This is a genomic window from Bacillus sp. MUM 116 (assembly GCF_001866655.1).
GTDB lineage: Bacteria > Bacillota > Bacilli > Bacillales > Cytobacillaceae > Neobacillus.
Genome location: NZ_MLYR01000087.1, coordinates 1 through 12,747, shown reverse-complemented (window position 1 = coordinate 12,747; position 12,747 = coordinate 1). Strand labels below are relative to the sequence as shown.

Here is a 12,747-nt window from a genome sequence, read left to right as displayed (position 1 = left end):
TACCAAAACCGGTGGGTAAACGAGTTTCAGTTGAAACAGGGGAACAATCTGGAGGTCGGAATTTACTAAAAAAGGTAATTTCTCTTTAAAAAAAGGTATTTGATCAAGAAGGATACCTGGTTTCCGGAATAGTGAGCGAGAAGCGGCCGGTATTTTGCGAAAAGTAGCCGGTAAAACGGGTGAAGTGGAATGTAAACTTCTAAAGTGGTGGGTAAAGTACCAAAACCGGTGGGTAAACGAAATTCAGTAGAAAAAGAGGCAAGGCTCCCCCTTATTTAAAAGGCTTTCTACCCTATGTTCCAATCAACTTTATTCAATACTAAAAAGCCAGGCGGTCACCTGGCTTGGTCATTTTCCCCAAAATAACTACCTCCGCGGCCGATACTGTCTCCCCACCCGCAAAATCAACGGTGTCCCCACAACCGTCGGCAACAGCCAAAACACCAAAACAGGCCACTCATTCAACACAGGAATCCGCGGCACATTTACCACCAACGTCGCCGTCACAATCCCGATATACGACCCCAACATCCCCCCAATATGCGCACCCAACCAATTCCTCCACTTCCTCTTAACCGCCACATAACCATAAAAAGCAAACCCATAAGAAAACAATGCAATATAAAACAAATACTGACTCTCCTGCCAATGCAGCACAGACATCACCAAAGCCGTCACAAACACCAACACATACGCCCCATGATAAATCTCACCAGCCACCGTATGCCGGCCCTTCCGCTTCTTTGCAAACATCGCGAACAGCCCGCTAACCAAACAAACCGCTCCCGTCACAATATGAATCCCCAACAACACCGAAAACAAACACCATCCCCCCAAAATCCAAACTAGAAAAATCATAATCTACTTTTCAGAATAAATCATTTTATGAAAAAGAACTCCGTTTCATTCACACCAACTGTTTCCGGTTTAAAATCCAGCATCGGCCTGAAGGGAGTAAGCAATCGGGGACCAAAGATTCAATCAATATCAAGTCGAACCAATAAAAAAAGACCAGCCGTGAACACAATGAGGCTGGTCTCCAATTTGTTCTAGTGTTTCTCAACTTGTCAGTAAATCTCATCTGCTTCATCCTAACTAAAATAGCCCTTTTCAATGAGTAGTTTTAGAGGAATCTCCATCTTTTATTGCGACAATTGGAAGTTCTTTTACAAGCTCTCTTAAGGCTTGTTCCTTTTCATGGGTGTCAGGTTATAGGGAGGGTAGAATAAAAAGATTTTCAATGAGGATTCAAGCAGCAGTCTGCAATCCCCAAGCCAGCCCGCAAAGACTGGCCAGGGATTACAAGTAACTTAGTAGAATCGCTTAAAACTAGCAAAATGCTCTTTGAAATAAGAGATGCTTAGGCTGGAAATGGCAACACCGCGATCCGGATCGGCGTGGATGAATTGATTGTTGCCAATGTAGATTCCGACATGGGAAATTCCGCTTTTATAGGTATTTTCAAAGAATACAAGATCGCCCGATTTCGGCTTGTCCACATAATAGGAACGGTTGTAGTAGCCTTCGGCCGTTAAGCGGCCGATTTCGATGCCAGCCTGTTTGGCAACATAATAAATAAAGCCACTGCAATCAAAGCCAGACGGTGTGCTTCCGGCCCAGACATAAGGGATGCCCATTAAGCTTTTCGCTGTACTAACAATTTGTGCGGAAACATCGCCACCTGAAGGCTGCGGCTGTGTTTGTGTCGGCGTCTGAGTCGACTCAGGTACAGACACAGACGTACCCTTGATCTTCAACTTTTGACCAACATAAATCCGGTCGGAAGTCATGTTATTCAATGTTTTTAATTCCGCAACCGTCATCCCGGCTTTAGAAGCAATTCCCCCTAAAGTGTCTCCGCTTTTAACGATATAATCTGTTGCATTAGTCTGTGGTGTCTGCGGCTTAGCAGGCTGCACAGGATTCTTTGGCGGCTGAGTAGCCGGTGGTTTAGCGGCTTCAGCCGGCTTACCGGTTACTTTCAAATTTTGCCCGACATAAATTAAATCGGACTTCAAGCCATTCAATGCTTTCAAATCCGCCAAGCTAAGCCCAAACTCCTTAACAATCTTGCCAAGTGTATCACCGGATTTCACGGTATAGGAGGACACATTTTTAGCCGGAGTTGTTGTCGTTTGCTTTGGCGGCGTCTCGGCTAAAGCTGAATTCCCTGGAGCTGCCTTACCAGCAACCTGCAACTTTTGACCAACATAAATCCGGTCGGACTTCAATTGGTTGAGCTTTTTCAATTCTGCAACGGTCGTTTTATATTTCACCGCAATTTTACTCAAACTGTCGCCATTTTTAACGACATATGTAGTAGTTGTCAATTTTGAAATGGTAGATTGCTTATTATTAACCGACTCCGGTGTAAATGTAGAACCTGATGGTCCAGAAACCTTCAGCACCTGACCAGGATAAATGAGGGTGCTATCAAGCCCATTCCACAGCTTTAAATCCCCAATGCTCACATTATATTTGTTAGCAATCTTAATTAAGGCATCACCGCTTTTGACCGTATAAGTCTTAGCTGGGGAGGATGTCTTCGTAACGGTTGTCGTTTTTGCCTTTGTTTCTGGGAGTTTGAGTTTTTGATTAATCTGGAGAGAATCCGATTTTAAACCATTCAATGCCATTAAAGTTTTAACACTGGTGTGATTTTTCGAGGCAATATGTGATAGATTGTCGCCCTTTTTAACTGTATATGTACTGGCATGCGCCGTCCCTGCGTAAACCGCCGACAAAACCGCCGCTGTTGAAAACGCACGGACTATCGTCCTCTTCATGGAGTTCTTTCACCTCTTTTATTTTTTCATTCTTGCAAATATTTTAACATAGTTTGCTAGCAAATCGTGTAGAAAATTGAAAAAGATGACAAATGAACCAACTTTTTGTGAAAAATCGGACACTCAACAATAGATTTATAGGGAAAGAGAGGTAAATATGTTAAAGTATCAAAAACAAACCAACAATCATTCTACAATTTTCCCGAAATTTACCTAAAATACGACTGGTAATCTATTTACATTACAAATGGCAGAGGTTAAAATAGGGAACTAAAGTGACGGCAGGAGGCGGATGTAAGACGTGAAAGGAAAGAAAAAGAGGAAACTTTCTGAGGAGCAGTTGATGTTTTCAGAAATCATCAAGAATGCTTATGATAAAGGTCTAACAGATAGCAATCTCACCGTACATAAGTTATTAAAAGAATTAGAAACCGAACTGAAAAATATGAAGATAAGTTAAAAAGATAAAGGGGTCGAAGGCATTCGACATCCTGTTATCTTTTTTTTCGTTAACCTAAAAAGGACTGAGATAACTCCTTCTTTTCTGCAGTGGTTAATAATAAATGGATGAGGGAATCCAGCTCCTGACTGCATTTAATGGCTTCAGGAGAATGAATCCCATAGGTTTCCACGAATTCAGCCAATTCTTTTTTGTATTGTTCAATCGCTAAAATCAAATCGTTCATGATTATCGCTCCTTGTGAAGTATCCGAATAAGCCAAAGACTATATTATCATTAAATTTCCAATTTTGACTATGAAAGCCATCACAGGTCCTTTTCCGTGGATAAAAGGCTTTTTAACTTGTAAATTTATCATGTTTCCCCTATAATAATGGTAATAAATGCCCATTTGATTTGAGAAATCCTGCCAAATACCTATTTCTTCTTCAAATACCATACAATAAGATGTTGTATAGATAATGTAATAGTTTTGTAACATAATGGTCAATCCTATCTTGTAAATTTGAAGGAAATTATCAAAAAAAGCCTTAGGTGAGAATTATTCGACATAATTTGCAAGCTCGGAAAAAAACAGCCTATCGTTCGAAATTAAAAATCAACGAAGCCCATCGATTAATGAGGATGTAGAGAAGACGATTCAAAGTGATATCTTCTGCTATCACTTTTTTTATGCAAAAAAAAGCGAATCTTTACGATTCGCTCTCGCTGTTGATCAAGTAATGCAATAAATATCCGCTCCAAACGTGAATCCCTTTTTTATTTGGGCCGCTCTCATCGGGAAGCAAGTAGTTATTAAGATCTTTTTTATGGTAATCGGGCCAGGCGGACCAATGATCAAGGAAGGGAATATCATTCTTTTCCGCATATTTCTTTAATCCAGCCACCTGATTCGGATAAAAATGGGCTTGATAAAGGGGATAGGAAGGTTGGGGAACAAAGGTAGAGTCTGGATTCTCCTTTTTAACCTGTTCCATCAATTTCGTCACGTTGTTTAGCGTTTCATCAATCGGTACTACACCATTATCCATTAATAAAAATGGCTCGAGTACGATGAAATCGGGCTTTTTATTGGTAAGTTCCTTGAGATGATCTTTGCTGATAAAGTCGGTAGAACACTCACTTTGATCTGTTCCCCAAAGGCTTTATCAAGTTTCTTTTTTACTTCTTGGTAGGTACCTTTTGAATCAGCTTCTGAACCAATCAAGAATAGTTTAAAGGGCTTATTCTTATCAAGGCGTTGTTTAAATTGCTTAACAGCTTGATCGGGCCAATTTTTTGTTAACCTATCAAAATCTTGAAGAGTACCAGGCTCAGTTATTCTATTTTCAGCCAAGGCCTTTTTTCCAGCCGCTACAATTTTCTGTTGATAGTTCGTATAGCCAAAAAGCAGTACAAGTACACAAATAATCCCTAAAAGGACCGTTAAAAAATTTTTCATATAACTAGTAACCTCTAAAGTTAAATGCTCTTCTATTATATCAAATGGGAAAAGAAGTTTATTCCAATTTAGAAAAATACCTACAAAGATTTACATTTAACTAGTATGATAAAAGAGGAATTTGGAAGAAGTTTAGGAGAAATTGCCGAAATAAAGACCATAATTATGATATAATATTGGTTGTTTTTAACTTAAATAATCAGGAGGACCTCATGGAAGAAACAATCAGTTTACAGGAATTATTGCAGACGCTCAAAAAACGGTTGAGATTAATCCTCTCTATAACCTTTCTAGCAGTTTTAATTAGCGGTGTGGTTAGTTATGTCTTTTTAACACCCATTTATCAAGCTTCCACTCAATTGCTAGTCAATCAAACGAAAAGTAAGGAAAATTTATATAACTACAATGAAGTTCAAACCAACCTTCAATTAATCAATACCTACAATGTCATCATCAAGAGTCCCGCCATTTTGGATCTCGTGATTAAGGATTTAAATTTAAAGATGACGGTAAAGGAATTAAATAAAAAAATTACCGTGCAAAATGAAACAAACTCACAGGTAGTGAATCTATCTGTTCAAGATCCAGATCTAGCTAAGGCTGCAAAAATAGCCAATAAAATAGCTGCCATTTTCCAAGAGAAAATTGTGAAAGTTATGAATGTAGATAACGTGAGTATATTATCGAAAGCAACGGTTGCTGAAAATCCGGATCCGATTAAGCCGCGGCCATTATTGAATATTGCCATTGCATTAGTGGTAGGTTTAATGGCTGGTGCTGGTTTAGCCTTCCTATTGGAATACTTGGATAATACGGTTAAAGATGAACAAGAAATCGAAAAGTTAGTCGGTTTACCTGTACTTGGAGTCATTGCTGAGATGGATGATAAAAAAATAAACGCAATGAATCAAATGCGCCCTGACAAAAATGCTAGATTAAGAGGTGAGACACTTGGCTCTTAAAAAGGATAAAAAGATGAATAATAAAAGAAATCTGGTTTCGATGCTTGATCCGAAATCAACCATTGCGGAGCATTACCGTACGATTCGAACCAATATACAGTTTTCCTCCGTGGACCAGGAAGCGAGAACGCTAATGGTTACCTCTGCCGGACCAGGAGAAGGGAAATCGACAACGGTTGCGAATTTAGCAGTTGTTTTTGCCCAACAAGGAAAAAAAGTCTTGCTAGTGGATGCGGATTTGCGCAAACCAACGGTACACTACACGTTTAATAAAACGAATACCTTCGGATTGACAAGTGTACTGACAAAACAATTGAAGCTAGAAGAAGCAGTAGTAGAGTCGGCAGAAAGAAATCTTTACGTTTTATCAAGCGGTCCGATTCCGCCTAATCCAGCTGAATTACTAAGTTCGATGGCAATGGAGGTTTTCTTCCAAAACGCATTGGAAGAATATGACCTGGTCTTATTTGATGCACCACCTGTATTAGCTGTGACAGATGCGCAAATTTTGGCCAATAAATGTGATGGGGCAATTTTAGTTGTTTCAAGTGGGAGAACGGAAAAAGATAAGTTAGAAAAGGCGAAAGAGTCTTTAGAGGCTGCCCAAAGTAAAATTATAGGGGTCGTCCTGAACAACAAAAAGATCGATTCAAAATCGAATTATTACCATTATTATGGAACGAAATAAGTAAAGGATGAAAGGGTGGTAGTCAAAATGATTGATCTGCACTGTCACATATTGCCGGGAATCGATGATGGCGCAAAGAGTGTTGAAGATAGTGTCGCCATGGCAATGGAAGCAGCCAAGGAAGGGATTCATACCATTATTGCTACCCCCCATTTCAATAGCCAATATGATAATCGCAAACCACAAATTCTTACTAAAGTTGAAGAGCTGAACCTCGTTCTTCAAGAAAAGGGAATTGATGTGAAAATTCTTCCGGGACAAGAGCCAAGAATTTACGGTGAAATCCTTGAGGATTTTCAACAAAATCAAATTCAAACCCTTAATGACAGCTCCTATTTATTTATTGAGTTTCCATCCAATCATGTTCCAAGATACGCAGAGAGACTTCTATTTGACCTGCAAATGCAAGGATTAACACCGATTATCGTTCACCCTGAACGGAATTCTGAACTAATGGAGCGACCGGAGTTACTCTATCAGTTTGTTGAGAAAGGGGCGCTCACACAGGTCACTGCCTCAAGTGTTGCAGGTTATTTTGGAAAAAAAATAAAGGAATTTTCCAACCAATTAATCGAAGCAAATTTAACCCATTTCATTGCATCGGATGCTCATAACATCACAAGTCGTTCCTTTAAAATGGAAGAGGCTTTTGATTTAATCCAATCAAAATTTGGAATGGATCAGGTATACCTGTTTAAAGAGAATGCAGAGCTATTGGTAAATGGGGAAATCGTGTTTAAGGAATTTCCTGAACAAATAAAAAAGAAGAAAAAATTTATATTTTTTTAACTGACTAAAGCAATAAGAATGATTGGATTTTACTCTATTCAGGTTTTATAACCAGAACGGCGAGGCTTCCTGCCCGTTATCGATGGGGGCACTCGGTCACACTGTGGGTGGAAGCATAATATTCCTCCTTAGACGCGAGTCGTCAAAAGTGTGATGTGAGGGTGGGTTAGATGCCTTTTTAAAAGTAAAAATAATAAATATCTAATGAAAGATTAAGTGTGAAAGCACTTGCAATTCCATTAGGTATTTATTTTTATGTCAAAAGTACTTTAGTTAATAAAGATGTTTTAGATAAAAGAAGGATTAAAAGGGGAGATTGAGTTGAAAAAAGTAAGAAAAGCGATCATTCCAGCAGCTGGATTAGGTACGAGATTTTTACCAGCAACAAAAGCAATGCCAAAAGAAATGTTACCAATAGTTGATAAGCCAACCATCCAATACATAGTAGAAGAAGCGGTTGCATCCGGTATCGAAGATATTATCATTGTAACAGGAAAAGGAAAACGGGCCATTGAAGATCATTTTGACTATGCTCCGGAGCTTGAACAGAACTTAGTAGAGAAAGAGAAATTTGATTTATTAAACCGGGTTCAATACTCTACTAATTTAGCAGATATCCATTATATTCGCCAAAAAGAACCAAAAGGACTTGGACATGCTGTTTGGTGTGCACGGAACTTTATTGGCAATGAACCATTTGCTGTGTTATTAGGTGACGATATCGTTCAAAGTGAAACACCTTGCTTACGGCAATTAATCAATCAATATGAAGAAACTTTCTCTTCTATAATCGGTGTTCAAACCGTTTCGGATGAAGAAACACAACGATATGGTATTATTGACCCTTCAACGAATGATGGAAGACTTTATCAGGTTAATAACTTTGTGGAAAAGCCGAAATTTGGTACTGCCCCATCAAACTTAGCTATTATGGGAAGGTATGTCTTAACGCCAGAAATTTTCATGTTCCTTGATCGCCAAGAAAAAGGAGCTGGGGGAGAAATCCAATTAACAGATGCAATTCAAAAATTAAATGAAATCCAAAGGGTCTTTGCATATGATTTCGAAGGCAAACGCTATGACGTTGGTGAAAAATTTGGATTTGTTAAGACCACAATTGAATATGCCTTGCAGAATGAAGAACTCCACGATGATATGCTAAAGTATCTAAAAAATCTAGTGTCTTCATTTGAGAAAGAAAAACAATTGATATAAGGAGAAAGAGAATGGCGAATTCTGCAAATCAAAAGGTGGCATATTTAGAAAAAAGAGTGTCTTCTGCAAATGTTGTCTATCGAAAAAAATACTTATTTATAAAAAGATTAATAGATATTGTTGGTGCAGCTGTTGGTATTTTATTAACGCTTCCATGTTTAATAGTCCTTTCTAGTTTTTATTTATTGGGTCCTAATAAAGGGCCTATCTTTTTTAAGCAAATTAGGCTTGGTAAGAATGGTGAAAAATTTTATATTTATAAATTTAGATCAATGGTTGTTGATGCAGAAAATAAGTTAAAAGAGAATAAAGATTTATATCAGAAATATATAAAAAGTAACTTTAAGTTAGAGCAAAATGAAGATCCTAGAATAACTAGTTTCGGTCGTTTTATTCGAAAGACTAGCCTAGATGAACTTCCTCAATTTTTTAATGTTCTTAAGGGTGATATGAGTCTAGTAGGTCCAAGACCGGTTGTTTTAGAAGAATTAAACGAATATAAAGACAAAAAATCTGAGTTTTTATCCGTTAAACCTGGAATAACTGGCTATTGGCAAGTATGTGGAAGAAGTGATGTTGGTTACCCTGAAAGAGTTAATATCGAGTTATATTATGTTTACAATCAAAGTCTACTATTAGATGTTAAGATAATCCTTAAAACTATCTTTCAAGTTATTGTTCGAAAAGGCGCGTATTAGTTGAAGATTTCTTTTTCAGTAATAAGGGATTAAGAATAACTTGAGAGATTTACTTAATGTGAGTATAAATTAAAGTTTGTAATTGAATTTGAGGAAGAATATTGACTTGAACAACTAATTTTTATGGAGGGATTTTACTTCATGTATGACTATCTTATTGTTGGTGCAGGGTTGTTTGGAGCAACATTTGCATATGAAGCTAATAAAAGAAATAAAAAATGTTTAGTAATTGATAAAAGAGACCACATAGGTGGGAACATATATAATGAACAGATTGAAGGAATTAATGTTCATAAGTATGGAGCACATATTTTTCATACTAATAGTAAAGAAATTTGGGATTACGTGAATCAATTTGTTGATTTTAATAGATATACAAACTCTCCAGTGGCAAATTATAAAGGGGAAATTTATAATCTTCCATTTAATATGAACACTTTTAATAAGTTATGGGGAGTAATTACCCCTGAAGAAGCAAAGTCAAAAATAGAGGAACAAAAAAAGGCTGCTGGGATAATTAAACCGGTAAATCTAGAGGAACAAGCTATTTCATTAGTTGGAACTGATATATATGAGAAGTTAGTTAAAGGCTATACTGAAAAACAGTGGGGTAGATTGGCAACAAAATTGCCTGCATTTATTATTAAACGATTACCTGTAAGATTTACTTATGATAATAATTATTTTAATGATAGATACCAGGGAATTCCTATTGGTGGATATAACCAAATTATCGAAAAGATGTTAGAAGGAATTGACATTAAGTTAAATACAGACTTTTTTACAAATCGTAAAGAACTTGAAAGTTTGGCAAAAAAGATTGTTTTCACAGGAATGATTGATCAATATTATGAATACAAATTTGGAGTTTTAGAATATCGAAGTTTAAAATTCAAGAATGAAATTATTAAGGATTCAGATAATTATCAAGGGAACGCAGTTGTTAATTATACTGATAGTGAAACTCCTTTTACTAGGATAATTGAACACAAGCATTTTGAATTTGGTACTCAAAAAGGCACGATAATTACAAAAGAATATCCTTCAGATTGGAAAATTGGAGATGAACCATATTATCCAATAAATGATAGAGAAAATAATGAGTTATATAATAAATATAATGAACTTGCTGTTAAAGAAAAGAATGTAATTTTTGGAGGAAGATTAGGGACATATAAGTATTATGATATGCATCAAGTTATTGCCTCCGCCCTAAAAGAAGCTGAAAGGGAATTTGCAAATGTTTAGGAGTAACCAGAGTAATATTAAAGTATTAGTTGCGACCCATAAAAAGTATGAAATGCCCCAAAATAATATATATTTACCAATTCATGTTGGCAAGGAGGGTAAAGAAGAATTAGGGTTTATTGGCGATAATACTGGTGAAAATATTTCTAAGAAAAATAAAAATTATTGTGAATTAACCGCTTTGTTTTGGGCGTGGAAAAACTTGGAATGTGGGATTATAGGTCTTTCCCATTATCGTAGGTATTTTTCAAGCAATAAGAAAATTGAGCAAGATTTAAATATGCTATCGACCACTGAAAAGTTTAATTTAATATTAGAAGAAAATCAAATAATGGATTTTGTAAAAAATGATAATGATATAATTTTGCCCAAAAAGCGAAATTATTATATCGAAACAGTATGGTCTCACTATAAACATGCACATAATATAAAAGATCTTATTTATACAAAAGAAATTATAAGTGAATTTTATCCTGAATATTTAGATTCTTTCAATAAAGTTATGTCTCAAAGAAAATTATATTTATTTAACATGTTTGTCATTAAAAAATCGGCATTTGATAATTATTGTAATTGGCTTTTTGATATATTGGAAAAGTTAGAATCACGTATAAATATAGAAAATTATTCCCCGTATCAAGCTAGGGTTTATGGGTTTATTTCGGAACGTTTATTTAATATATGGATATTTCAACATAATTTTAATATTACTGAACTTGATATAGTTACTATAGAGAAAGAAAATAAAATTAGTAAGTATATTAATTTTCTAAAAAGGAAAATATCAATAAAACGACAAGAGGTATTCTAATAAATTAATAAGAACAAACAATTAAACTCAATAATTTGATTTGTAATACAATTTAGGGATTGATTAAATGAATTATAAAGTATCTATCATTCTACCAGTATATAATGTTGAAAAATTTCTAAGGAAGTGTTTAGAAACACTAGTTGGGCAATCCTTAAAAGAGATAGAGATTGTTGCAATTAATGATTGTTCATCGGATAAAAGTCTTGAAATATTAAATGAATATCAAAGGAATTATGGTGATCGATTTCAAATAATAGATTCAAAAGAAAATATAAAACAAGGTGGAGCAAGAAATCTAGGAATTAAGAAGGCTAGAGGTGAATATATAGGCTTTGTTGACCCTGATGACTATGTATCTTTAGATATGTTTGAAAAAATGTATTTATCCGCGAAAGAAAATAATTCTGATATAGTGACTTGTGACTACTATGAAGTTTTAAAAGGGGAAAGTTGTTACAAATTTAACGACATTCCAGAGGGGGAGCTCAATAAAGAATCAACAAAATTAATATTACAAAGAAAATATGGCTGGGAATTATGGCAACAGTTATATAAAAGAAATTTATTTGTTGAAAATTCAATTGAGTTTTCGGAAAATCTTTATGTTACGGATCTAGAAATAGGTGCAATAATATTTATGTATGCAAAAAAAATCAGTAAAGTCAGAGAAGCACTATATTATTATGTTAAACATGATGCTGCAACTACAACATTTAAGCTAAATGACAAAAAAATATATGATTTAATAACTGTAAGCGATAATAGAATACAGCATTTTATAAAAAGAGGTTTCTATGAAGAATTTAAGGAAGAAATAGATTATATTTATTTTTGGCATATTTGTGTAGTGTCGGTGCCAAGATGTGTAATTAACTTTTCTAAACCTCAATATAAAAAAATCAATGAAATAAAAAGTAAAATTATAAGAGTTATTCCTGATATAAGGGACAATCAATACTATAAGCGATCAAATTTTTTTAGTAAATTAATATTAGAATTGCTTTTGAAAAATAAGTACATTCTTGTTTTCTTACTAAAGTCAGAAAAATTGATTCCATTTTCAATTACAACGAAAATTAAAAAACTTTTAAGAGGATAAATGCAAAATAAAAAAGGTTATTTGATCTAGCAAAAAGGTATTCGTTATTTTGGTTATAAAAGGGGAGCATATCATTGAATATTTGTATTATAAATGAAGGTTTTCATTTAGGTGGAGTAGAACGAGTGGTTATTGAGATGGCTAATTCCTTTAAAAAAAATGGCGAAGATGTTACATTAATTGATTTTTCAGGAAAGAATATATTCTATTATAATGTTGAGAAAGATATTAAAACCCCGAATGTTATTAAAAGTAGAAATTTCAATAGAAAAGTAAAAAAAGGTATTCAATATATTAAGTACGAAATCAACAAAAAACCATTTAATATTATAAATTTATATAAAGAACAATTGAAAGAATTAATAAATTATTTAAAAAACAGTAATCACGAAGTAGTTATTTTATGTCAAGGCATTCTTACAGCTTTATTGCCTATATTAAAAAGTGAATTACCAAATATAAAAATGGTTGCATGGCAACATAATGAATTCGACGTTTATATAAAGAATTATTATAAAAGGTTTGTTAATGATTATCTGTTAGGAGT

15 protein-coding genes are annotated in these 12,747 nt (G+C 34.8%); 10 read left to right on the top strand and 5 right to left on the bottom strand.

The window, feature by feature from the left end:
* Positions 1–366: 366 nt before the first annotated feature.
* Both BIV60_RS20440 and BIV60_RS20435 read right to left on the bottom strand, forming a co-directional pair.
* Positions 367–822, bottom strand: coding sequence for a DUF2306 domain-containing protein (locus BIV60_RS20440; protein ID WP_256218480.1), 456 nt, complete (start codon positions 820–822; stop codon positions 367–369).
* Between the two features lie 488 nt (positions 823–1,310).
* Positions 1,311–2,786 carry a peptidoglycan endopeptidase gene (locus tag BIV60_RS20435; protein ID WP_071357564.1) on the bottom strand — a complete coding sequence of 492 codons (1,476 nt, stop codon included), beginning with the start codon at positions 2,784–2,786 and terminating at the stop codon, positions 1,311–1,313.
* A 301-nt stretch (positions 2,787–3,087) separates the two neighbouring features.
* Here BIV60_RS20435 and BIV60_RS29820 point away from each other — a divergent pair, with 301 nt between their 5' ends.
* Positions 3,088–3,246 (top strand): YwzD family small protein, encoded by a 159-nt coding sequence (locus BIV60_RS29820; RefSeq protein WP_177177354.1) that lies wholly within the window; start codon positions 3,088–3,090, stop codon positions 3,244–3,246.
* 49 nt (positions 3,247–3,295) lie between these two features.
* Here BIV60_RS29820 and BIV60_RS28685 read toward each other — a convergent pair whose 3' ends face one another.
* From BIV60_RS28685 to BIV60_RS20420, 3 genes are all read right to left on the bottom strand, one after another.
* Complete coding sequence (locus BIV60_RS28685; protein WP_083402363.1) at positions 3,296–3,472, bottom strand: aspartyl-phosphate phosphatase Spo0E family protein; 177 nt, start codon at positions 3,470–3,472, stop codon at positions 3,296–3,298.
* Between the two features lie 466 nt (positions 3,473–3,938).
* Complete coding sequence (locus BIV60_RS20425) at positions 3,939–4,277, bottom strand: SGNH/GDSL hydrolase family protein (protein WP_071357562.1); 339 nt, start codon at positions 4,275–4,277, stop codon at positions 3,939–3,941.
* The gene (locus tag BIV60_RS20420; protein ID WP_071357561.1) at positions 4,277–4,687 is read right to left on the bottom strand and encodes a hypothetical protein; all 411 of its coding nucleotides are present in this window, start codon (positions 4,685–4,687) and stop codon (positions 4,277–4,279) included. Before BIV60_RS20420 ends, BIV60_RS20425 begins: the two co-directional genes overlap by 1 nt.
* A gap of 212 nt (positions 4,688–4,899) precedes the next feature.
* On the opposite strand from BIV60_RS20420, the gene BIV60_RS20415 reads away from it, so the two are divergent.
* The 9 genes from BIV60_RS20415 to BIV60_RS20375 all read left to right on the top strand — a co-directional run.
* Complete coding sequence (locus BIV60_RS20415) at positions 4,900–5,649, top strand: YveK family protein (protein WP_071357560.1); 750 nt, start codon at positions 4,900–4,902, stop codon at positions 5,647–5,649.
* Positions 5,639–6,337 (top strand): CpsD/CapB family tyrosine-protein kinase, encoded by a 699-nt coding sequence (locus BIV60_RS20410; RefSeq protein ID WP_071357559.1) that lies wholly within the window; start codon positions 5,639–5,641, stop codon positions 6,335–6,337. Before BIV60_RS20415 ends, BIV60_RS20410 begins: the two co-directional genes overlap by 11 nt.
* A 27-nt stretch (positions 6,338–6,364) precedes the next feature.
* Complete coding sequence (locus BIV60_RS20405) at positions 6,365–7,126, top strand: tyrosine-protein phosphatase (protein WP_071357558.1); 762 nt, start codon at positions 6,365–6,367, stop codon at positions 7,124–7,126.
* 321 nt (positions 7,127–7,447) lie between these two features.
* Positions 7,448–8,341, top strand: a complete 894-nt coding sequence (gene galU / locus BIV60_RS20400; protein ID WP_071357557.1) for a UTP--glucose-1-phosphate uridylyltransferase GalU — start codon at positions 7,448–7,450, stop codon at positions 8,339–8,341.
* A gap of 11 nt (positions 8,342–8,352) precedes the next feature.
* A complete protein-coding gene (locus tag BIV60_RS20395) occupies positions 8,353–9,039 on the top strand; it encodes a sugar transferase (RefSeq protein ID WP_071357556.1) in 687 nt (228 codons plus the stop codon).
* A 141-nt stretch (positions 9,040–9,180) separates the two neighbouring features.
* Complete coding sequence (glf, locus tag BIV60_RS20390) at positions 9,181–10,287, top strand: UDP-galactopyranose mutase (RefSeq protein WP_071357555.1); 1,107 nt, start codon at positions 9,181–9,183, stop codon at positions 10,285–10,287.
* Positions 10,280–11,098, top strand: coding sequence for a DUF4422 domain-containing protein (locus BIV60_RS20385; RefSeq protein ID WP_071357554.1), 819 nt, complete (start codon positions 10,280–10,282; stop codon positions 11,096–11,098). The genes glf and BIV60_RS20385 overlap by 8 nt, the downstream gene beginning before the upstream one ends.
* A gap of 67 nt (positions 11,099–11,165) precedes the next feature.
* Positions 11,166–12,200, top strand: a complete 1,035-nt coding sequence (locus BIV60_RS20380) for a glycosyltransferase (RefSeq protein WP_071357553.1) — start codon at positions 11,166–11,168, stop codon at positions 12,198–12,200.
* Between the two features lie 74 nt (positions 12,201–12,274).
* A partial coding sequence (locus BIV60_RS20375; protein ID WP_141770507.1) for a glycosyltransferase family protein occupies positions 12,275–12,747 on the top strand: 473 nt, incomplete at its 3' end.